General features: G+C 42.7%; 21 protein-coding genes and 3 rRNA genes. 23 read left to right on the forward strand and 1 reads right to left on the reverse strand.

The window, feature by feature from the left end:
* Positions 1–5 precede the first annotated feature (5 nt).
* From recR to rsmI, 17 genes are all read left to right on the forward strand, one after another.
* On the forward strand, positions 6–602 hold the full coding sequence (recR, locus tag ABE41_RS00105; protein ID WP_066285357.1) for a recombination mediator RecR: 597 nt from the start codon (positions 6–8) through the stop codon (positions 600–602).
* Positions 603–619: 17 nt separating this feature from the next.
* Positions 620–844 carry a YaaL family protein gene (locus ABE41_RS00110; protein WP_066285359.1) on the forward strand — a complete coding sequence of 75 codons (225 nt, stop codon included), beginning with the start codon at positions 620–622 and terminating at the stop codon, positions 842–844.
* Positions 845–922: 78 nt separating this feature from the next.
* A complete protein-coding gene (locus ABE41_RS00115; protein ID WP_066285361.1) occupies positions 923–1,189 on the forward strand; it encodes a pro-sigmaK processing inhibitor BofA family protein in 267 nt (88 codons plus the stop codon).
* A 259-nt stretch (positions 1,190–1,448) separates the two neighbouring features.
* Positions 1,449–2,998 (forward strand): 16S ribosomal RNA (locus tag ABE41_RS00120).
* A 234-nt stretch (positions 2,999–3,232) separates the two neighbouring features.
* A 23S ribosomal RNA gene (locus tag ABE41_RS00125) occupies positions 3,233–6,171 on the forward strand.
* A gap of 92 nt (positions 6,172–6,263) precedes the next feature.
* A 5S ribosomal RNA gene (rrf, locus tag ABE41_RS00130) occupies positions 6,264–6,379 on the forward strand.
* The 16S, 23S and 5S rRNA genes sit together here, the layout of an rRNA operon.
* 727 nt (positions 6,380–7,106) lie before the next feature.
* Positions 7,107–7,301 (forward strand): sigma factor G inhibitor Gin, encoded by a 195-nt coding sequence (locus tag ABE41_RS00135; RefSeq protein WP_066285362.1) that lies wholly within the window; start codon positions 7,107–7,109, stop codon positions 7,299–7,301.
* A gap of 120 nt (positions 7,302–7,421) precedes the next feature.
* Complete coding sequence (locus ABE41_RS00140) at positions 7,422–8,855, forward strand: aminotransferase class I/II-fold pyridoxal phosphate-dependent enzyme (protein ID WP_066285364.1); 1,434 nt, start codon at positions 7,422–7,424, stop codon at positions 8,853–8,855.
* A gap of 2 nt (positions 8,856–8,857) precedes the next feature.
* A complete protein-coding gene (tmk, locus tag ABE41_RS00145; protein WP_066285367.1) occupies positions 8,858–9,502 on the forward strand; it encodes a dTMP kinase in 645 nt (214 codons plus the stop codon).
* A 15-nt stretch (positions 9,503–9,517) separates the two neighbouring features.
* Positions 9,518–9,847 carry a cyclic-di-AMP receptor gene (locus ABE41_RS00150; protein ID WP_066285369.1) on the forward strand — a complete coding sequence of 110 codons (330 nt, stop codon included), beginning with the start codon at positions 9,518–9,520 and terminating at the stop codon, positions 9,845–9,847.
* A 31-nt stretch (positions 9,848–9,878) separates the two neighbouring features.
* On the forward strand, positions 9,879–10,319 hold the full coding sequence (locus ABE41_RS00155; RefSeq protein WP_066285370.1) for a YaaR family protein: 441 nt from the start codon (positions 9,879–9,881) through the stop codon (positions 10,317–10,319).
* 15 nt (positions 10,320–10,334) lie between these two features.
* Positions 10,335–11,321, forward strand: coding sequence for a DNA polymerase III subunit delta' (gene holB / locus ABE41_RS00160; protein WP_066285371.1), 987 nt, complete (start codon positions 10,335–10,337; stop codon positions 11,319–11,321).
* Positions 11,322–11,325: 4 nt separating this feature from the next.
* Entirely contained in the window at positions 11,326–12,159 is an 834-nt protein-coding gene (locus ABE41_RS00165; protein ID WP_066285372.1) for a PSP1 domain-containing protein, read from the forward strand.
* Positions 12,160–12,173: 14 nt separating this feature from the next.
* Positions 12,174–12,530 carry a DNA replication initiation control protein YabA gene (yabA, locus tag ABE41_RS00170; protein ID WP_066285374.1) on the forward strand — a complete coding sequence of 119 codons (357 nt, stop codon included), beginning with the start codon at positions 12,174–12,176 and terminating at the stop codon, positions 12,528–12,530.
* Positions 12,531–12,814: 284 nt separating this feature from the next.
* Positions 12,815–13,564, forward strand: coding sequence for a tRNA1(Val) (adenine(37)-N6)-methyltransferase (locus tag ABE41_RS00175; RefSeq protein WP_066285376.1), 750 nt, complete (start codon positions 12,815–12,817; stop codon positions 13,562–13,564).
* The gene (locus ABE41_RS00180; protein ID WP_066294462.1) at positions 13,554–13,838 is read left to right on the forward strand and encodes a GIY-YIG nuclease family protein; all 285 of its coding nucleotides are present in this window, start codon (positions 13,554–13,556) and stop codon (positions 13,836–13,838) included. The genes ABE41_RS00175 and ABE41_RS00180 overlap by 11 nt, the downstream gene beginning before the upstream one ends.
* Entirely contained in the window at positions 13,813–14,697 is an 885-nt protein-coding gene (gene rsmI, locus ABE41_RS00185) for a 16S rRNA (cytidine(1402)-2'-O)-methyltransferase (protein ID WP_066285378.1), read from the forward strand. Before ABE41_RS00180 ends, rsmI begins: the two co-directional genes overlap by 26 nt.
* A 54-nt stretch (positions 14,698–14,751) precedes the next feature.
* Here the strand turns inward: rsmI and ABE41_RS00190 are convergent, their stop codons facing one another.
* Entirely contained in the window at positions 14,752–15,036 is a 285-nt protein-coding gene (locus ABE41_RS00190; protein WP_066285380.1) for a transition state genes transcriptional regulator AbrB, read from the reverse strand.
* Between the two features lie 605 nt (positions 15,037–15,641).
* Here ABE41_RS00190 and metG point away from each other — a divergent pair.
* The 6 genes from metG to yabG all read left to right on the forward strand — a co-directional run bounded on the left by metG (position 15,642) and on the right by yabG (position 22,565).
* Positions 15,642–17,612 (forward strand): methionine--tRNA ligase, encoded by a 1,971-nt coding sequence (gene metG, locus ABE41_RS00195; RefSeq protein ID WP_066285382.1) that lies wholly within the window; start codon positions 15,642–15,644, stop codon positions 17,610–17,612.
* A gap of 177 nt (positions 17,613–17,789) precedes the next feature.
* Complete coding sequence (locus ABE41_RS00200; RefSeq protein WP_066285383.1) at positions 17,790–18,557, forward strand: TatD family hydrolase; 768 nt, start codon at positions 17,790–17,792, stop codon at positions 18,555–18,557.
* A 214-nt stretch (positions 18,558–18,771) separates the two neighbouring features.
* The gene (locus tag ABE41_RS00205) at positions 18,772–19,974 is read left to right on the forward strand and encodes a resuscitation-promoting factor (RefSeq protein WP_066285384.1); all 1,203 of its coding nucleotides are present in this window, start codon (positions 18,772–18,774) and stop codon (positions 19,972–19,974) included.
* A 188-nt stretch (positions 19,975–20,162) separates the two neighbouring features.
* On the forward strand, positions 20,163–20,729 hold the full coding sequence (gene rnmV, locus ABE41_RS00210) for a ribonuclease M5 (protein ID WP_066285386.1): 567 nt from the start codon (positions 20,163–20,165) through the stop codon (positions 20,727–20,729).
* 6 nt (positions 20,730–20,735) lie between these two features.
* On the forward strand, positions 20,736–21,611 hold the full coding sequence (gene rsmA / locus ABE41_RS00215; protein WP_066285387.1) for a 16S rRNA (adenine(1518)-N(6)/adenine(1519)-N(6))-dimethyltransferase RsmA: 876 nt from the start codon (positions 20,736–20,738) through the stop codon (positions 21,609–21,611).
* An 87-nt stretch (positions 21,612–21,698) separates the two neighbouring features.
* Positions 21,699–22,565, forward strand: a complete 867-nt coding sequence (gene yabG, locus ABE41_RS00220; protein WP_066285388.1) for a sporulation peptidase YabG — start codon at positions 21,699–21,701, stop codon at positions 22,563–22,565.
* Positions 22,566–22,994: the final 429 nt, after the last annotated feature.

The following is a 22,994-nucleotide window of genomic DNA, read 5'->3' on the forward strand; positions in this document are numbered from 1 at the left end:
TATTCATGTATTATCCTGAACCGATATCAAAACTGATTGAAAGCTTTATGAAATTGCCGGGCATCGGACCGAAAACGGCGGTTCGCCTGGCATTTTTCGTATTGGATATGAAAGAAGATGACGTTCTCGACTTTGGCCGTGCGCTGGTCAATGCAAAACGGCAGCTAATCTATTGTTCCAATTGTTTTCATATTACTGACCGTGATCCTTGTATGATCTGCGATGATTCTAGCAGAGACCGTTCGACTATTTGTGTCGTACATGATTCAAAAGACGTTATCGCAATGGAAAAAATGAAAGAATTCCGAGGTCTTTATCACGTTCTTCACGGAGCGATCTCTCCTATGGATGGTATTGGTCCTGAAGACATAAAAATCGCTGAGCTCTTAAAACGTTTGACTGACGAAGGAGTTCAGGAGATTATTATGGCGACGGATCCAAATATTGAAGGAGAAGCAACGGCTATGTATATGGCACGGCTTCTAAAACCCACAGGTATTAAAATTACCCGTATCGCTCATGGACTCCCAGTTGGCGGGGACTTAGAATACGCGGACGAAGTTACACTATCCAAAGCGCTTGAAGGCAGAAGAGAAATCTAACTAAAGGGGTTTGCTACATGTTTTTTTCCCGTAAAGGGCGCTTGAAGCGGTCCGGAGATCAACAGTTGCTCCAAAGTCTTGATGAATTAAAAATAGAATGGATGCATCAGAAAGAAATGGTGGAACGCAGTGTCGAACCATCAGAAGAAGTGATTTTTAAACTTCAATTAGCAGAATCTAAATATTTCTTCTTATTAAAAGAAGCTAAAAAAAGAAATGTAACGACCAGCAGATTAAAATAACTGCTGGTCTTTTTTATGGACAACTCCCATACAATGACTAGTAAATAAAACTGGATGTATGTATAGGAGGTTTAAACAGTGGAGCCTATTACTGTAATCGCAATACTTGGAACTATCATATTCGTTCTCTTGCTCGCCGGTGCTCCAATGCGCCCTTTAAGGTGGCTTGGATTTGGAATCACACGTTTTTGTATTGGGGCTTTGCTTCTTTTCCTATTAAATGCGATCGGCAATTCCTACGATATACACATTCCCATCAATATGTTCACAGCACTAATATCAGGAATAGCAGGCCTGCCAGGATTAGCATCACTAGTCGCGATCGAGTTTTTCATTTTAGGATAGAATTCGTCATAAAAGGTAATGCCGTTGATCGGTCCAGAGGCTGGGACACAAGCCTTCTGGGCTTTTTTTATTAAAAACAAAAATAATTTCAAAATAGCTATTGACCCTGCTTGTGAAGCGTGATATATTATTAAAGTCGCCAAAACGAGCGGCGCACTAAACGAGTTTTACAACAAGTTCTTTGAAAACTGAACAAAAGCAAAGGTAAGGAATTAAGAATTAATTCCGTCAGTTTTAAAACTAGAGCAAGTCAAACACTTTTATGGAGAGTTTGATCCTGGCTCAGGATGAACGCTGGCGGCGTGCCTAATACATGCAAGTCGAGCGAATGAAGAGGAGCTTGCTCCTCTGATTTAGCGGCGGACGGGTGAGTAACACGTGGGTAATCTGCCTGTAAGACGGGGATAACTCCGGGAAACCGGGGCTAATACCGGATAATAAGAAGAAACGCATGTTTCTTTTTTGAAAGTCGGTTTCGGCTGACACTTACAGATGAGCCCGCGGCGCATTAGCTAGTTGGTGAGGTAACGGCTCACCAAGGCGACGATGCGTAGCCGACCTGAGAGGGTGATCGGCCACACTGGGACTGAGACACGGCCCAGACTCCTACGGGAGGCAGCAGTAGGGAATCTTCGGCAATGGGCGAAAGCCTGACCGAGCAACGCCGCGTGAGCGATGAAGGCCTTCGGGTCGTAAAGCTCTGTTGTTAGAGAAGAACAAGTACGAGAGTAACTGCTCGTACCTTGACGGTACCTAACCAGAAAGCCACGGCTAACTACGTGCCAGCAGCCGCGGTAATACGTAGGTGGCAAGCGTTATCCGGAATTATTGGGCGTAAAGCGCGCGCAGGCGGTCTCTTAAGTCTGATGTGAAAGCCCACGGCTCAACCGTGGAGGGTCATTGGAAACTGGGAGACTTGAGTGCAGGAGAGAAAAGTGGAATTCCACGTGTAGCGGTGAAATGCGTAGAGATGTGGAGGAACACCAGTGGCGAAGGCGGCTTTTTGGCCTGTAACTGACGCTGAGGCGCGAAAGCGTGGGGAGCAAACAGGATTAGATACCCTGGTAGTCCACGCCGTAAACGATGAGTGCTAGGTGTTGGGGGGTTCCACCCTCAGTGCTGAAGTTAACACATTAAGCACTCCGCCTGGGGAGTACGACCGCAAGGTTGAAACTCAAAGGAATTGACGGGGGCCCGCACAAGCAGTGGAGCATGTGGTTTAATTCGAAGCAACGCGAAGAACCTTACCAGGTCTTGACATCCTCTGATCACTCTAGAGATAGAGCTTTCCCCTTCGGGGGACAGAGTGACAGGTGGTGCATGGTTGTCGTCAGCTCGTGTCGTGAGATGTTGGGTTAAGTCCCGCAACGAGCGCAACCCTTGACCTTAGTTGCCAGCATTCAGTTGGGCACTCTAAGGTGACTGCCGGTGACAAACCGGAGGAAGGTGGGGATGACGTCAAATCATCATGCCCCTTATGACCTGGGCTACACACGTGCTACAATGGATGGTACAAAGGGTTGCGAAGCCGCGAGGCCAAGCCAATCCCAAAAAGCCATTCTCAGTTCGGATTGTAGGCTGCAACTCGCCTACATGAAGCCGGAATTGCTAGTAATCGCGGATCAGCATGCCGCGGTGAATACGTTCCCGGGCCTTGTACACACCGCCCGTCACACCACGAGAGTTTGTAACACCCGAAGTCGGTGGGGTAACCCTTTTGGGAGCCAGCCGCCGAAGGTGGGACAGATGATTGGGGTGAAGTCGTAACAAGGTAGCCGTATCGGAAGGTGCGGCTGGATCACCTCCTTTCTATGGAGATTATGAAACAGCTTCGACTGTTTCGTAAGTACACCTTTTGCCTTTTGTTCAGTTTTGAGAGAACTCTCTCTCAACTAAATAACACTTTTCTAAGATTTTTTATGAAAGGGTTATTTTATATGTTCTTTGAAAACTAGATATCGACATCCAAACAAAGTAATGCAAGGCAGATAGATTATTTATCTGCGCCAAAGCAAGAATCTTTGATGTGTAAACATCATATAAGGTTAAGCTAGAAAGGGCGCACGGTGGATGCCTTGGCACTAGGAGCCGAAGAAGGACGGGACGAACACCGATATGCCTCGGGGAGCTGTAAGTAAGCACTGATCCGGGGATTTCCGAATGGGGGAACCCACCATCCGTAATGGGATGGTATCCATATCTGAATACATAGGGTATGAGAAGGCAGACCCGGGGAACTGAAACATCTAAGTACCCGGAGGAAGAGAAAGCAAATGCGATTTCCTGAGTAGCGGCGAGCGAAACGGAAACAGCCCAAACCAGAGGGCTTGCCCTCTGGGGTTGTAGGACACTCTACATGGAGTTACAAAGGAACGAAGTAGGTGAAGCGGTCTGGAAAGGCCCGCCAAAGAAGGTAACAGCCCTGTAGCTGAAACTTCGTTCCCTCCTGAGTGGATCCTGAGTACGGCGGGACACGTGAAAACCCGTCGGAATCCGGGAGGACCATCTCCCAAGGCTAAATACTCCCTAGTGACCGATAGTGAACCAGTACCGTGAGGGAAAGGTGAAAAGCACCCCGGAAGGGGAGTGAAAGAGATCCTGAAACCGTGTGCCTACAAGTAGTCGGAGCCCATTAACGGGTGACGGCGTGCCTTTTGTAGAATGAACCGGCGAGTTACGATCCCGTGCAAGGTTAAGTTGAATAGACGGAGCCGCAGCGAAAGCGAGTCTGAATAGGGCGACATAGTACGTGGTCGTAGACCCGAAACCGTGTGATCTACCCATGTCCAGGGTGAAGTTCAGGTAACACTGAATGGAGGCCCGAACCCACGCACGTTGAAAAGTGCGGGGATGAGGTGTGGGTAGGGGTGAAATGCCAATCGAACACGGAGATAGCTGGTTCTCCCCGAAATAGCTTTAGGGCTAGCCTCGCGGCAAGATTCCTGGAGGTAGAGCACTGATTGGACTAGGGGCCCCCACAGGGTTACCGAATTCAGTCAAACTCCGAATGCCAGAGAATTATCCGCGGGAGTCAGACTGCGAGTGATAAGATCCGTAGTCAAAAGGGAAACAGCCCAGACCATCAGCTAAGGTCCCAAAGTATACGTTAAGTGGCAAAGGATGTGGAGTTGCCCAGACAACCAGGATGTTGGCTTAGAAGCAGCCACCATTTAAAGAGTGCGTAATAGCTCACTGGTCGAGTGACTCTGCGCCGAAAATGTAACGGGGCTAAACGTATCACCGAAGCTATGGCTTGTACCTTTAGGTACAGGGGTAGGGGAGCGTTCGAAGTGCAGTGAAGTCAGACCGGAAGGACTGGTGGAGCGCTTTGAAGTGAGAATGCCGGTATGAGTAGCGAAAGACAAGTGAGAATCTTGTCCATCGAAAGCCTAAGGTTTCCTGAGGAAGGCTCGTCCGCTCAGGGTTAGTCGGGGCCTAAGCCGAGGCTGAAAAGCGTAGGCGATGGATAACAGGTTGATATTCCTGTACCACCTCCTTTCCGTTTGAACAATGGGGGGACGCAGTAAGGTAGGGTGAGCGCACTGATGGAATAGTGCGTCTAAGCAGTTAGGCTGTTGGATAGGCAAATCCGTCCAACGTGAAGGCTGAGCTGTGATGGCGAGGGAAATTTTAGTACCGAAGTCCCTGATCCTACACTGCCAAGAAAAGCCTCTAGTGAGGAAAGAGGTGCCCGTACCGCAAACCGACACAGGTAGGCGAGGAGAGAATCCTAAGATGATCGGGAGAACTCTCGTTAAGGAACTCGGCAAAATGACCCCGTAACTTCGGGAGAAGGGGTGCTCTGATAGGGTTTATCGCCCGAGAGAGCCGCAGTGAATAGATCCAAGCGACTGTTTAGCAAAAACACAGGTCTCTGCGAAACCGCAAGGTGAAGTATAGGGGCTGACACCTGCCCGGTGCTGGAAGGTTAAGAGGAGGGGTTATCCCTTACGGGAGAAGCTCTGAATTGAAGCCCCAGTAAACGGCGGCCGTAACTATAACGGTCCTAAGGTAGCGAAATTCCTTGTCGGGTAAGTTCCGACCCGCACGAAAGGTGTAACGACTTGGATACTGTCTCAACGAGAGACCCGGTGAAATTATAGTACCTGTGAAGATGCAGGTTACCCGCGACAGGACGGAAAGACCCCATGGAGCTTTACTGCAGCTTGATATTGGATTTTGGTACAGCTTGTACAGGATAGGTAGGAGCCTGAGAAGCCGGAGCGCCAGCTTCGGTGGAGGCGTCGGTGGGATACTACCCTGGCTGTATTGAAATTCTAACCTTGAACCGTGATCCGGTTCGGAGACAGTGTCAGGCGGGCAGTTTGACTGGGGCGGTCGCCTCCTAAACAGTAACGGAGGCGCCCAAAGGTTCCCTCAGAATGGTTGGAAATCATTCGCAGAGTGTAAAGGCACAAGGGAGCTTGACTGCGAGACCTACAAGTCGAGCAGGGACGAAAGTCGGGCTTAGTGATCCGGTGGTTCCGCATGGAAGGGCCATCGCTCAACGGATAAAAGCTACCCTGGGGATAACAGGCTTATCTCCCCCAAGAGTCCACATCGACGGGGAGGTTTGGCACCTCGATGTCGGCTCATCGCATCCTGGGGCTGAAGTAGGTCCCAAGGGTTGGGCTGTTCGCCCATTAAAGCGGTACGCGAGCTGGGTTCAGAACGTCGTGAGACAGTTCGGTCCCTATCCGTCGCGGGCGCAGGAAATTTGAGAGGAGCTGTCCTTAGTACGAGAGGACCGGGATGGACACACCGCTGGTGTACCAGTTGTTCCGCCAGGGGCATAGCTGGGTAGCTACGTGTGGACGGGATAAGTGCTGAAAGCATCTAAGCATGAAGCCCCCCTCAAGATGAGATTTCCCATCACGTTAAGTGAGTAAGACCCCTTAGAGATGATGAGGTTGATAGGTCTGGTGTGGAAGCGTGGCGACACGTGGAGCTGACAGATACTAATCGGTCGAGGGCTTATCCTTAATATTGTATGAAACGTTTGGAAACGTCGTATCTAGTTTTGAGAGAACAACCTCTCAAACTTAATAAAATCATGGTTAACGTCATGGTTAGGTCTAGTGATGATGGCGAAGAGGTCACACCCGTTCCCATACCGAACACGGAAGTTAAGCTCTTCAGCGCCGATGGTAGTTGGGGGTCTCCCCCTGTTAGAGTAGGACGTCGCTAGGCAATGAGGAAGATGGATGAAGATCCATCTTCTTTTTTTGTGTTAAAAAGAAAGAAAACAACAGCTTTTTTATAGAAAATCCATGCTGGTTACATAAAAGAAGTAAAGTTGAGGCGGGAAACGACTAGTAGATGAGGTTCAAAAACAGTAATCGAACCGTTACAAGTCTTCAACAACCACTTATAAGTCTTCAAATAAATTTATAGGTCTTCAAATTTTTTTATAAAAAATTTTTAAGTCTCTATCTTAAATCGGAGAATATCAGCGGTGAAGAAAATAGCTGATCGACCTCACTGTTGTCGAAAAGTCTATAAATGAAAAATTACAACTTAAAAAGTAATAATTACAGCTTATAAATTTAAATTACAGTCTATAAATCCAAATTACAGCTTAGAAAATAAAATTAAAGCTTAAAACAACAACCCCATAAAACCACCTATTCTGTACACCGATCAAAAATTCAAATCAACTAAAATCTAACCACTGTCCCCAATCTCCATTTAAAATGCTTTAACTCTTAAAAGCAGCACATCGAACTGTTTTAAATCCTGATGCAGCGGGGATTTAAGGAAACATGAGGACGCATACTCGGTTTATTTTACCGAATTGAATAAAGACAGACACAACGAGAGCCAGAGTCTCATACATTTTAAAAGAACATTTAAATAATCTGAAAAAACGTATATGAATAAACAATTCTGGCAACAATGGCATTATGGAGGTGGAAGAATGAAAAACACACGACAGTACGGGGAAACGTGTATGGTTTGTGAGGAGCAAAAGGATCGGGGATTACACATTCTTCATCAATTTATTTGCCGGGAATGTGAGCAGAAAATCCTTACTGCTAAAACAAATGATGACTATTATAAACATTACTTGTCACAATTGAGAAAATTAAAATTAGTAAATGCGTCTTCATAAAAACAGGCTGATTAAACAGTCTGTTTTTTTATGGGATAAATTCTTTGCGCATGAAACATGTGATAGAATGGAGATATACCAAAAGACGAGAAACGTTTAAAAATTAAAGGGTTTTTAACTATGAAACATGCACCGCTATATGAGGCGTTAATTAAACATACAAAGAATAATAAGTGGTCTTTTCATGTTCCTGGACACAAAAATGGTCATATCTTTGAAAAGACTGCAAAACCTTTTTTTCAGCCTGTCTTGTCCTTAGATGCCACAGAATTGACAGGGCTTGATGATCTGCATCATCCAGAAGGAGCAATCCTCGAAGCGCAAGAGTTGCTCTCCTCATTTTATAACGTAAAGAGAAGTTATTTTCTTATTGGGGGAAGTACTTCTGGGAATCTCGCTATGATTCTTTCTTCATTTATTCAGGGTGATATCGTTCTTGTTCAGAGGAACTGCCATAAATCAGTTCTGAATGGACTTGAACTAGCAGGTGCGGAACCCGTATTTTTATCACCAGAAATGGATGAAGACGGAGGATTTCCCTTAGGTGTCAGCCTCGATACTGTAAAGGCAGCTATAAGAAGCTATCCTGAGTTTAAAGGAATTATTTTAACAAATCCTACTTACTACGGCATGCAGCAGGGTATAGAAGATATAGCAGAAGTAATCCACGCTCATAACGGCATCGTTTTGGTCGATGAAGCACATGGAGCACATTTTGGACTTAAAAATATGCCATATAGTGCGATACATAGAGGAGCAGACATTGTTGTGCAATCCGCACATAAAACACTACCTGCTTTAACGATGGGTGCTTTTTTACATGTGAACAGTGATCAAGTTGATGAGTATCGTTTATCGCAAGCTCTTCAGATGGTTCAATCTTCTTCCCCTTCTTATCTGATTATGGCTTCACTGGATTTAAGCCGTCTGTATATGGAGAACTTGTCAGAGGCGGATTTAGATAATATTATTCTTCAAGCTGATGAGTTTAGAGTGTTTATCAATTCGCTGCATCATCTTCATACTGTTAAAACTCCTTCAGGTTATGTTTCAGATCCTCTCAAGATAACTGTTCAGTCAGATAAAGATATATCAGGGTTTGAACTGCAGCATCTTTTTGAAGAAGAAGGTTTGTTTACAGAGCTTGCCGATGACCGGAATGTATTGCTTATTTTGCCCCTCGGAACAATCAATGGGCTTACTGAGCTTAAGGAAGTTTTTTATAAAATTTCGGAAAAACTTTCTTTATATAAAAATAGAACAGAAACGATTCAAACGGTATCGCTATTTCCTACGGTCAGTACGTTAGGACTTTCCTATAGTGACATGAAGCGATTGTCCGTCAAACATGTTCAAATTGAGGATGCTGAAGGATATGCGGCAGCTGAAGCAGTAATTCCGTATCCTCCAGGTATTCCTTTGATTGCAAAGGGAGAAAAAATTACATCAGAATCCATCCGTCATTATTTATTCCTTAAGGAGAAGGGTGCTCGATTTCAAGGAATCAGTGAGCAGAATAAGATGCATGTATTTGATATAAGTAAGGAGCAGTAATTGTGAAAGGCTTATTTATTACGCTAGAGGGTCCAGACGGATCAGGCAAAACAACTCAGGTTGCAAAAATTGCTGAATACTTAACACAAAATAAAATTGACTTCATTCAAACACGCGAACCAGGCGGTACTAGAATCAGTGATAAGATCCGCTCGCTTATTTTAAATCCAGAACATAAAGAAATGCACGACCTAACAGAAGTTCTTCTTTATGCTGCATCAAGGGCACAGCATGTTCATGAGAAAATTCTGCCTGCCCTTGAAGAAGGCAAGGTTGTATTATGTGACCGTTTTGTTGATGCCTCACTCGCATATCAAGGATTTGGGCTCGGTGTCGGAGAAGAGCCGGTACTGCAGGTAAACAGCATTGCAACGAGCGGACTCGTTCCTGACCGCAGTTATTTTATCGATGTCTCTCCAGAAGTTGGACGAGAGCGAATGAAAGCGAGATACGGAACGGCCAGCCTCGACCGGATCGAGCAAAAAGATCTTTCTTATCATGAAAGGGTAAGAGAAGGATTTCAGCATATTTTTGCTAATCAGGAGAAACGAATTCATCGGGTTAACGGTGAACAGGATCCTAAGACGGTGTTTGCAGAGATCGTAAAGGATTTGGATAAGCTTTTAGCGAATCATAAGGAAAAGTAAAAGGAGGCATTTACCATGAAAATGATTATAGCCGTTGTTCAAGATAAAGACAGCAACCGACTGCAGGATGCGCTTGTTGAAAAGAATTACCGTGCCACAAAACTCGCAACAACGGGCGGATTTCTTAAAGCCGGAAATACAACGTTTATGATTGGTGTGGAAGATGCTCAGATAGATGAAGTAATGGATATTATCCGAGAGAACTGCAAAAGTCGTAATCAGATGGTTGCACCAGTTTCTCCGATGGGCGGAAACGCGGATGCTTATGTACCATATCCTGTTGAAGTAGAAGTTGGCGGTGCAACGGTATTCGTACTGCCAGTTGAAAGCTTCCAGCAATTTTAATAAATTTAAGCTTCAAAATTGAGGGGTTATTATGAAAATCGGACAGGACATAAGACCAGTTCTTGATACAAAGCAGAATGAGGGGAAAATGGGAAAGAAAACATCCCTTTCATTTGGAGAGACGGTATCCAAGCAGAGTGAGAAACTTCACTCTGAACAGCTGACAAGGCTGTTAGGTGATATCGAGACACAAGGAAAAAGACTGCTGCAGTCCCAAACTGTACGAGATCTGCAGCTTTATAAAAATTTGGTTCAGCGCTTCGTAAAAGAAGCCGTTAATTTCGGTATGCAGTTAAAACAGAACAAAAGCTGGAATGAGCAAGGGCGATCACGGACACTCAAACTTGTTAAAGAAATTGATGAACAGCTGATCCAAATTACAGAAGCAGTATTAAGCCAGGAAAAAGACTCTATATCCTTATTAGATAAGATAGGTGAAATAAAAGGATTATTAGTTAATTTATATACGTAGCAGGTGAAATGTATGATGAGCTGGGAAATAAGCAGCAAGACGCAGCCCCGTGTTGTGAAACTTTTAAAAAACAGTATAAAAAAGCAGCGCCTTGCTCATGCATATATTTTTGAAGGAGCACACGGAACAGGCAAAATGGCAGTTGCAACGGCGTTAGCTAAAACCTTTCTATGCAGAAATACTGAAGATGGGAATCCGTGCGAGAACTGCACCAACTGCAAAAGAATCACATCAGGCAATCATCCGGATGTACATATCATCTCACCCGACGGACAGTCGATAAAGATTGACCAGATCAGGGGACTGCAGAAGGAATTTGCATACAGCGGAATGGAGTCTTCTAAAAAGGTTTATATTTTGGAGCACGCTGATAAGATGACCGTTCAGGCAGCAAATAGTCTGCTGAAGTTTTTAGAAGAGCCGGGTTCAGATACGATTGCTATTTTATTAACAGAACAGGTACATAGCTTACTTGATACCATCCGTTCGCGTGCACAGACTCTTTCTTTCTCGCCCCTTGCTCCTGAAGGGATTTTACAGAAGCTGTTAGAGGAGGAAATACCGAAGCCGATTGCAGCTTTGGCCTCTTCACTTACATCAGATTATGCAGAAGCACTCGAAATTTGTAGGGAAGAGTGGTTTGCACAAGCAAGAGCCAAAGTGATACAATTGACGGAGGAACTGCGGCTGCGGCCTGATTATTGTCTTGTTGTTCTGCAAGACCAATATTTAAGCTTTTTTAAAGAGAAAGAACAGCTGCGTTTAGCTTTAAACTTACTTTTGATCTGGTATCGGGATCTTTTATCTATACATTTATCACAGTCGGAAAAAGTCGTGTTTTTCGACCAGCTTCAAGCATTAGAGCAGCAGGCGCTTCAAACGTCTCAAAAGAAAACAGGAGAAGCTCTGCAAGCTATACTGACTGCTCAAGCTAGACTAAGGAGCAACGTCAGCCCCCTTATGGTGATGGAGCAGTTGGTTTTACGATTACGGGAGGGATAAAACCTTGTATGAGGTAGTGGGCATCCGCTTTAAGAAAGCGGGTAAAGTATATTATTTCGACCCCGGCGACCTTGAAGTGAAGAAAGACGCGTTCGTTATTGTGGAAACAGCGCGTGGAATAGAATATGGCAAGGTAGTTATCGATAAGAAACTAGTCGGGGAGAACGATGTAGTTCTTCCTTTAAAAAAAGTCGTTCGGCTCGCGACACAGAAAGATATTTTATCTGTGGATGAAAATAAAGCAGCCGCTAAGGAAGCGTTTCAAAGCTGTGAGGAAAAAATCATTGAACACCAGCTGGACATGAAGCTGGTCGATGTTGAATATACGTTTGACAGAAATAAAATCATTTTTTATTTTACAGCAGACGGAAGGATAGATTTCCGTGAACTTGTTAAAGATCTTGCTTCTATTTTTAGGACAAGAATAGAACTAAGACAGATCGGTGTCAGAGATGAAGCGAAAATGCTCGGGGGAATTGGACCATGCGGCCGTATGCTTTGCTGTTCAACTTTCTTAGGAGATTTTGAACCCGTTTCAATCAAAATGGCAAAAGATCAGAACCTTTCATTAAACCCAGCTAAGATTTCAGGATTATGCGGACGTTTAATGTGCTGTCTGAAGTACGAAAATGACTATTACGAAGAAGCTAAAGAAGAAATGCCTGATGTTGGTGAAGAAATTATGACCCCTCATGGTGTTGGTCGCGTTGTCGGCTTGAACTTGCTTGAAAAGCTCATTCAAGTAAACATTCCTTCAATGGAAAGAACGACAGAGTTTACATTGGACGAGTTGGCAGAAGGCAAGAAAGAGGAATTATTCAGTCAGGCCACAGAGTAAAAGAGGTGGAATTCGTGGAAAAGAAGACTATATTTTCCCGCGTGGTGCAAATGGAAGAACAAATCACGGAGTTGTCACAGCAACTAGAAGATTTCAAGACCCATTTGGCTGCATTAATTGAAGAAAACCACCATCTCGTGATGGAAAATGAAAATCTTCGAAACAAGCTGAACTCTGAGGGGACACGAGTTTCTGCTAAAAAATCTCCATCTTCTAAAGCGAAAAAAGAGCCTACCGCCGATATCGGTGAGGGCTATGATAATCTGGCACGTCTCTACCAAGAAGGATTCCACATTTGCAACCTTCATTATGGCAGCGTACGTTCAGAGGGAGATTGTTTGTTTTGTCTTTCATTTTTAAATAAGAAATAAACGCCTTTCCTGAGGGGAAGGCTTCTTTTTATATGGGTGATTTTGTGGCTAAACAGCTAGTAGAAGAGGTTGATTTCCGCTCCAGGTGCTCGCTTTCCGCGGGGCGTGCGGTGAGCCTCCCTATCGCTTCGCGCTGGCGGGGTCTCACCTGTCCCGCTGATCCCGCAGGAGTCTCGCACCTTCCGCTCCAATCAACTTGTCAACGAAGGTTATTCACTAAAACTTCAAAAACAACAAACTTACAGTAAAAAAGCCTTTTTTAAAAGAAAGAGAGGGAATATCCTATGACTGAGCTTCTGCCTGATGAAAGAATTGATTACTTAGTCCATGAAGACTTAAAAATAATCCAAAGTCCCTCTGTATTCTCGTTTTCACTGGATGCGGTTCTGTTAAGCCGATTTGCTTGGGTTCCGATCCAAAAAGGGAAAATTATAGATTTGTGCAGCGGCAACGGTGCAGTAGCTCTTTTACTGAGCAAAAGGTCCAAAGCCCGCATTACAGGTGTTGAAATCCAGGAAAGACTATACAGTATGGCAAATAGAAGTGTTCTTCTCAACAATCTAGATGATCAGGTAAATATGGATCTCGCGGATATAAAGGAGGCACCTGCTAAATACGGTCATGGCACATTTGATGCGTTAACGTGCAATCCCCCGTATTTTGCTTCAGTCCATGAAGAAGATTTCAATCAGAATGAACATCTCGCAATTGCACGCCATGAAATTCATTGTTCCTTAGAAGATGTGATTCGTGTTAGCAGCCAGCTTGTAAAGCAAGGCGGAAAGGTGGCGATGGTACATCGTCCGAACCGTCTCATGGAGATCTTAGCATTTATGCGCCAGTATAAGCTTGAACCTAAAAAACTGCAGCTGATTTATCCAAAAGCCGGAAGTGAAGCTAACATGCTTTTAATAGAAGGAATGAAAAACGGAAAGCCTGACCTGCATATACTTCCGCCACTTACGGTATATGGAGAGAATGGTGAATATACGGCTGAGCTTAAAAGGATGTTCTACGGTGAACATGAGCAATAATCATTTTGTGTATATTTTGGAGTGTGGTGACGGAACTTACTATACAGGCTATACAAATGAGATCAGTCAGCGGCTGCGTAAACATGAAGAAGGAAAAGGTGCTAAGTATACAAGAGGAAGAGGACCTCTTAAGCTTGTATTCCAGCAGTCTTTTTCTACGAAACAAGAAGCAATGCGCTTGGAATTTGCCATAAAGAAACTGAACAGAGCCGCAAAAGAGAGAATAATAAAAGAGGGAAGTGTTTCATATGTGGCAGCAAAAGAGCTACCATGACGAGCGCGGGACTGGTGCATTATATCTGGTACCCACGCCGATTGGAAACTTAGAAGATATGACGTTCCGTGCTGTTCGCACATTAAAAGAGGCTGATATGATAGCAGCAGAAGATACGCGGCAAACAAAGAAGTTATGCAACTATTTTGAAATTAGTGCACCATTGACGAGTTATCATGATCATAATAAAATGCAGAGCGGACAAAAGCTTATAGAAGCATTAAAAGAAGGAAAGCAAATCGCATTAGTTACTGATGCTGGGATGCCAGGGATTTCAGATCCTGGGTATGAGCTAGTCGTCCAATGTGTAGAAGAAAAAATACCTGTCATACCCCTGCCTGGAGCCAATGCTGCTTTGCCTGCACTAGTTGCTTCCGGATTAAATACGGAACTTTTCACATTTTATGGTTTTCTTCCTCGGGGGAAAAAAGAAAAGAAAGCTGAATTAGAAAGATTAAAGCCCTTTCCATCGACGCTATTATTTTATGAAGCACCTCATCGTCTAAAAGAAACGCTTCAGGCTATGAATGGAATATTTGAAAACCGGAAAATTGCGGTGGTCCGGGAGTTAACAAAGAAATATGAAGAAATTATCCGCGGTACACTTACTGAAGTTACTGATTACATAAGTCAGGGAGATGCTGAGATCAGGGGAGAATTTTGCTTAGTCGTCGAGGGAAGCGGGAATGCAGAATTCGAGAGTGAAACAGCTGAGCAATGGTGGGAGTCTCTTTCGGTGACTGAACATGTGGATCATTATGTAGATCAAGGTGAGAAGCCAAAAGAAGCGATTAAGTTAGCAGCTGTTGACCGGAATGTTCCGAAGCGTTCCGTTTATCAGGAATATCATGGCCTATAATTTCAATACAAAGGGAAAGAGCCTTCTAAATGAAGGCTCTTATTGTTTATGTTCTTATTTTGATGTTTGAAGCTGCTTTTGAAGCTCATCCATAACTTCTTTAGCACCTTCACGGCTAAGAATGATTTTTCCGCCTGCTACAGTGTAGTTATCATCTGAAACTTCCCCAGTTACTGCACAAGTCATGTTTGGCTTGTATTTCTTAAGGATGATGCGGTCGTCATCAACGTAGATTTCTAAAGCATCTTTCTCTGCAATTCCTAAAGTACGGCGCAGTTCGATCGGAATAACCACACGTCCTAGTTCATCAACCTTACGTACAATTCCTGTAGATTTCATAATAAAATCTCTCCTCCCGAATATATAAAAAAATTTCCCTATCTATTTTAATCGTCAGAATTCGACAAAATCCTACGAGAACATCTTACCAAGATTTCCAATTGTCGTCAATAGTTTTGACTTAAACATTTTTATTTCTCTTACCAATTGAATTCTCTAGTATATACCCGTTTTATAATACTTTTGAAACCGGTAAATGGAAGATATATTCATATATTGTCATAAAAAATTCAAATAAGTGTAAAAGATGAAAAAAATTAACTGGAAATAAGGCTTAGATTAATCGTCAAATTTCGACAAAACTAACAATGAAAAAATACTATCCATGTTCTCCTTTTAAACCTTTAGCTCCTATACCTTGACACACTTTCAATGCATTAGGTATATTTTGAAGGAAGAAAAGAGAATAATGAAAGTATTTACATAGAAATCTTTCGCTTGCTTTTTTACTTTTATGTCCTAGAGTAAACAGTTTTTTATAGTTTTTGTAAAAAAGATACATTTTCCGGAACAGTTAAATGTTCCCTATAACTTAAAAAGACGAACAGTCCCTAAATGGAGGGGCTTTTTTCCTTATTACAGAATACTTTGAGGAGGCGGTATTAGTGGCAAAACCAACATTTTATATTACAACACCAATTTATTATCCAAGTGGAAAGCTTCACATCGGCCATGCGTATACAACGACAGCAGGGGATGCGATGGCAAGGTACAAGCGTTTAAAAGGATTCGATGTTATGTACCTTACTGGATCTGATGAGCATGGGGAGAAGATTCAAAAGAAAGCAAACGAACAAGGTCTTCATCCGCAAAAGTATGTAGACGGAATTGTTGCTGATATTAAAGCCCTTTGGAAAAAGATGGACATTTCTTATGATGACTACATCCGTACAACTGATGACCGTCATAAAAAATCTGTCGAAAAAATCTTTCAGCAGCTTCTCGATCAGGATGATATTTACTTAAGTGAATATGAAGGCTGGTATTGTACGGATTGTGAATCTTTTTTTACAGAACGCCAGCTTGAAGACGGCAAGTGTCCTGATTGCGGACGTGAAGTGAAAAAGGTAAAAGAAGAAAGTTACTTCTTCCGCATGAGCAAATATGCAGACCGTTTGCTTGCTTATTATGAAGAGAACCCATCTTTTATCTATCCTGAGTCGCGAAAGCGTGAAATGATTAATAACTTTATTAAGCCAGGCTTAGAGGATCTTGCGGTTTCCCGTACATCCTTTGACTGGGGCGTAAAAGTTCCAGGAAATCCAAAGCATGTTATCTACGTATGGATCGATGCACTTTCTAACTATATAACGGCACTTGGGTATGGCAGTGATAACGATGAGAAGTATCAAAAATACTGGCCGGCAGATGTTCATTTAATGAGTAAAGAAATTGTACGGTTCCATACGATTTATTGGCCGATCATGCTTATGGCTTTAGGGCTTCCTTTACCGAAGCAAGTTATTGCCCATGGCTGGCTTTTGATGAAGGACGGAAAGATGTCCAAATCTAAAGGAAATGTAGTGGATCCAAATGTACTGATCGACCGCTATGGTCTAGATCCACTGCGTTATTACTTGCTTCGTGAAGTGCCGTTTGGCTCTGATGGCGTGTTTACACCTGAAAGCTTTGTAGACAGAGTAAATGCAGATCTCGCAAATGACTTAGGAAATCTTTTAAACCGTACGATTGCCATGATCGGTAAATACTTTGACGGCAAGATTCCAGCTTATGAAGGCCGTATTACAGAGTTTGATGGAACCCTTGAAGATTTTGCGATGGAAACAGTTAGAAAAACAGAAGAAGCGATGGAGAACCTTGAGTTTTCAATCGCGCTTTCAACCATTTGGCAGCTTGTCAGCCGTACAAATAAATACATTGACGAAACGCAGCCATGGGTGCTAGCGAAAGATGAAGCAAAACAAGGTGAACTTGCAAGTGTTATGTATCACCTGGCAGAGTCAATCCGCATCGTATCTGTTCTGATTCAGCCGTTCATGACAGAAACTCCAGCGAAAATCTGGAGCCAGCTTGGTTTGAATGACTCTAAACTGACAGACTGGGATTCTTTAAAGGAGTTTGGCACCATTCCGGCAGATACTTCAGTTGTAAAAGGGGATCCAATCTTCCCTCGACTTGAAACAGAAGTTGAAGTACAGTTCATTAAAGATTCTATGGGAAGCACTTCTGCACCGGCAGAAGTGCCAAAAGAAGAAGTAAAGCAAGAAGCCCCATCTGCAGCCGATCAAAAACTTGAGATCTCCATCGATGACTTCATGAAGGTAGATTTAAGGGTTGCAACGGTAATAGCAGCTGAACCAGTAAAAAAAGCTGATAAACTGTTAAAGCTTCAATTGGATCTGGGATACGAAAAACGCCAAGTCGTTTCTGGCATTGCCCAGTATTATAAGCCGGACGATCTTGTTGGACAAAAAGTGATTTGCGTAACAAACCTTAAACCTGTGAAATTGCGCGGAGAACTTTCAGAGGGAATGATTTTAGCAGGTTCTTCTGATGGTCAATTAACATTGGCGACAGTTGATCAATCACTTCCAAATGGTTCAAAAGTTAAATAATGAGAAAAAGCGGGGAGGATATCCCTGCTTTTTTAGTGCTTAAGATAGAGGAAACACTTGTAAATCTTTAATATAAATAGGTCTTAATACCCACAATGTAATTATATTGTAATGCTACTGTTACCCGAATGAATGGAAAATGTGATAAGATTTGTAAAGTTGAAAGGATTGTACACTATGTTTGATACACACGCACATCTGAATGCAGCACAATTTGAAGAAGACCGTCAGGAGGTTATCCAGCGGGCTTTAGATGAAGGAGTTCAGCACATCGTGGTTGTGGGCTTTGACCGGGAAACGATCAAAGGCGCTATGGATCTCGCTGAAGAATATGACTTCATTTATGCTTGCGTAGGCTGGCATCCAGTCGATGCAATCGACATGACGGAAGAAGATTTGGCCTGGATTGAAGAACTTGCAGCGCATCCAAAAGTTGTCGCTCTTGGCGAAATGGGATTGGATTATCATTGGGATAAGTCGCCTGCAGATGTTCAGAAAGAAGTATTCAGACGCCAAATACGCCTTGCGAAAAAAGTGAAGCTCCCCATCGTTATTCATAACCGGGAAGCGACACAAGACGTTGTTGACATCCTTAGGGAAGAAGAAGCCCATGAAGTTGGCGGCATTATGCATTGCTACAGCGGAAGTATAGAGGTTGCCCGTCAATGTATGGAAATGAATTTCTACATAAGTTTTGGTGGACCAGTAACATTTAAGAATGCAAAAAAGGTTAAGGAAGTTGCGAAAGATATTCCGATGGACCGGCTATTAATTGAAACTGATTGTCCTTATCTTAGTCCTCATCCATTAAGAGGCAAAAGAAACGAACCATCTTATGTAAAGTATGTAGCAGAATCTTTATCAGATATAAAAGATCTTCCACTTGAAGACATCATTAAGAAAACTTCCGACAATGCATTTCGAATTTTTAACATATCCCGCTAGGATATGCTGTCGGAAACAAACGAAGCATGAAGAATATCGCGTTAATCTTTCAAGAAATGACAAAAGGGACAGGAAAATTGTCAAACGTTTTTTCTTCCCTTTTTCCTTCTTATCCGTTTTAATTAGCCTTGGGTCAATTAATGACGAAAAAGGAGGGATTTGACAGAGAGAAAAAAGATATTTATAATGCAGTCCTTGTAGGGGAGGAAATTGGATGTATAAGAATATTACAGCTTTGTTCTCAAGTTTTACGAGAAAGAAACTTTATCTTTCTTTAGCCGCTCTTCTCGTTTTAGCGGTAACTACTGGATTCGTAGGTTATGAAACTACGAAAGCAGAAGTAACACTAATGCTTGACGGAAAGAAAAGCCAAGTTAAAACACATGCTAGCACAGTAAGAGAACTTCTAAGCGAACAAAATATAAAACCTAACCAGCATGATGTTGTAAAGCCTGGGCTATCAGCAAAGGTCGAAGACAACATGAAGGTTGACTATTTGAAGGCTAAGGAAATTGTCCTTACCGTAAATGGCAAAGACAAAAAGGTATGGACGACAGCAAAGACTGTTGAACAATTCGTAAAAGAACAGCAGTTATCGCTGAAAGAGCATGATGTCATTAAGCCAAATCTATCTGCTGGTATTCAAGATCAAGGCAAGATTAAGATCGAATCAGCATTTCCGGTAAAGCTTGTTGTAGGCGGAAAAGCACAGCAAGTCTGGACCACTTCGACTACCGTCGCTGACCTTTTGAAGCAACAAAAGGTATCATTAGGTGAAATAGACCGAGTATCACCTGCCAAAACAGAAAAAATCACTGGCAAAACGCAGGTTGAAGTCATCAGAGTAGAAAAGGTCACCGATGTAGTGGAAGAAGAAACACCATTTGCTACTGTTAACCGTAAAGACAGCGGATTAACACAAGGCAAAGAGCGTGTCGTGCAAGATGGCAAGAAAGGCAAGCTAGAAAAACGCTACGAAGTTGTTATGGAAAATGGTAAAGAGGTTTCCAGAAAACTTGTTGGCGAAAAAACGTTAAGCGACAGCAAAGATAAGATTGTTGCTATCGGTACAAAAGCAAAACCGCAGCCTGTAGTATCCCGTAGCAAAGCTTCGAGTAATTCTGGCGGCAGAGAGCTTATTGTTACAAGTACAGCTTATACTGCTAACTGTTCAGGATGTTCTGGGATCACAGCTTCAGGTTACAATTTAAAAGCTAATCCGAATGCGAAAGTAATCGCAGTCGACCCGAATGTTATACCTCTTGGCACAAAAGTATATGTTGAAGGGTATGGATATGCCATTGCATCAGATACTGGAGGAGCTATAAAGGGTAACAAGATTGATGTGTTCTTTTCTTCTCAATCACGGGCAGAGGCTTGGGGAAGAAAAACAGTTAAGATTCGCATCATAAACTAATTTGATTTAACAAAGCATGGGGATGATTCCCTGTGCTTTTTTTGCGCATAGAACCGAAGCGCTCAGAAGTAAGGCTAGTCAATCCTAGACTTTCTTGACGCCTGGGGTATACTAGTAAAAGATGTTTTTTCGTTCAAATTATTAGACGCTGCAATGCCTAAAAAGGTTTCACCGTTTTGGAGGAAATCATGAAAAAAATAAAAGAAATTATTATTGTTGAAGGAAAGAGCGATACACTCGCTATAAAACGTTCAGTTGAAGCGGATACGATTGAGACAAATGGTTCAGAAATAAGTATAGATACTTTAAATCGGATCAAGAGGGCGCATGACATCAGGGGGATTATCGTATTTACAGATCCTGATTTTCCTGGAAAGAGAATTCGGCAGATCATATCTGAGTTTGTTCCGGGTTGTAAGCACGCGTACTTAGCAAAACAAGATGCCATTGCCAAAGGTGATAAAGGTGTAGGTGTAGAGCATGCATCTACAGAAGCTATTATTGAAGCTCTTTCACATGTGAGAGAAGAAATGATGGAATCAGAAGAAAGAGAATTAATAGCATGGGAAGATTTAATAGCGGCTGGTTTAACAGGAAGAGCAGATTCGAAAAAAAGGCGTGAAATAATTGGTGCAGAGCTCCGTTTAGGATATATGAATGCGAAACAATTATATAAACGTTTAAATATGTTTCGCATCACTCAAGAAGAATTTCAGAAAGCTTTACAGGTGCTTTACAGAAATGAGGAGGATTAGAAAGTAATGAGAAAAGATATCTCAACCCCGCAATCTACAAAAGCCATACTTGAAAAACATGGTTTTACATTTAAGAAAAGTTTGGGGCAAAATTTTTTAATTGATCGAAACATACTTAATAATATTGTTAATGCTGCTGATTTAACGGAGGATTCAGGAGTTATTGAGATTGGCCCTGGAATCGGTGCTTTGACAGAGTTTATCGCAAGAGCTTCAAAGAAAGCCGTTGCTTTTGAGATCGATCAGAGGCTGCTGCCGATTTTAAAAGAAACGCTGGCTCCATACCCGCATGTAGAAGTTATTCATTCTGATGTGTTAAAAGCCGATATTCACCAAGTGATCAGAGAGCATTTTGAAGAAGGACAAGACTTAATGGTAGTTGCAAACCTGCCCTATTATGTGACAACACCAATCATTATGAAGCTTCTTCAAGATAAACTTCCTATTCGCGGTATCGTTTGTATGATCCAGAAAGAGGTAGCCGACCGCCTGGCTGCATCTCCGGGTACAAAAGATTATAATTCCCTTTCTATAGCCATTCAATATTATGCGACAGCTGAGACGATGATTAAAGTGCCTAAGACAGTTTTTGTTCCAGCGCCTAATGTGGATTCGTCTGTTATTAAACTTACGATTCGCAAAGAACCTGCAGTAAACGTAAAAGATGAAGAGTTCTTTTTTGAGGTAGTCAGATCTTCTTTTGCTCAAAGAAGGAAGACGCTATGGAACAACCTGACAAGCCAGCTTGTTTCAAAAGAAAAGAAAGATGAACTCCTATCTATATTAGAGAAGTTAGATATCGATCCTAAACGCCGAGGAGAAACACTGACAATCGAAGAATTCGGCAAATTGGCAGATTCTCTTTTACCGCTTGTAAAATAAACCTCATTTTTCCCCCTATCCTCTCATACTCTTATAAAAGGAACATTGGGAGCAGTGGAGCTTGTTACTCCAAATAGGGGGAGTAAAATGAAACTAGAGATTGGATCAATTGTAACCAGGAACTCTTACAAACGGGATTTACTTTTTCGTATTGTAGGATTTAGTGAAGATCGTACCATTGCGGAACTCGCAGGAGAGGAGCTCAGACTCTGGGCTGATGCTCCAGTGGACGATTTATTTGTCGTGGACGACAAGCAAATGTCTGAACACCGGCAAGTAGTTAAGGAAAAGGAAGAATCCTCTTTTAAACTATTCAGACAGGATTACTATCTGCTAAGACAAAAAAGGGAATACCTTTCAACAAACGGCTATCAATATGATCAATCCTATTTTGAACTGCCCGGAAGAGTGCTCCATATTGACGGCGATCCCTTATATTTAAATAAATGTTTGGAGCTTTATAAAAAGCTCGGTGTACCTGTTTATGGCATTCATATGAAAGAAACCGAGATGCCTGAAAAAGTTCCAGCACTTGTGGATGAAGTAAGACCAGACATTCTTGTTATCACAGGTCATGATGCTTACATGAAATCAAAAGGCGATGTAACAGATGTCAATGCTTATCGACATACGAAATATTTCATCAGAACGGTCCGTGAAGTAAGAAGGAAGTATACGAACTTAGATCATCTGATGATCTTTGCCGGTGCTTGCCAGTCTCACTTTGAATCGCTGATTAAAGTTGGCTCTAACTTTGCAAGTTCTCCTGCCCGGATAAACATTCATGCACTCGATCCTGTCTATATCGTTTCAAAGATTAGTTTAACGTCATTTATGGACCGTGTGAATGTAATGGATGTTTTGAGGAACACGTTAACTGGAAAAGAAGGATTAGGCGGTGTAGAGACGAGAGGGTTTCTCCGGACAGGGATGCCCATCAAAACAAAGCCGTAAAATAGAACTCCGGACTGCCGGAGTTTTTTTATTTTCAGCTGATTTAAGGCGATATTCTAAAAAAAAGGGGTCTTTTCTATAAGATTGTTGTTTTTGGGTTATTTTTGTGAAGATCCTTCATTGTCCAGTTGATTGGAGCGTAAGGTGCGAGACTCCTGCGTGCCAACCACCTGAATATACTTCTTGCAAGGCATGCGACGAGGAACACGCCGCGTCAAGATTTGCTTGTAGACGCAGGAGCACACAAACTTCTTTGAAGGTGAGACCCCGCAGGCGCATTTCTCGCCGAGAAGGCTCAGCGCACACCCCGCGGAAAGCGAGCATTCTGGAGCGGAAACCAACCACTTTCAAGAGCAACAAAGTTTGCAAAAACAGCCAAAATAAAAGATTATTTGTATCATTTACTCATTTTATACATATCTTCCCGAA

It is taken from the genome of Fictibacillus arsenicus, from assembly GCF_001642935.1.
GTDB classification, from domain to species: domain Bacteria; phylum Bacillota; class Bacilli; order Bacillales; family Fictibacillaceae; genus Fictibacillus; species Fictibacillus arsenicus_B.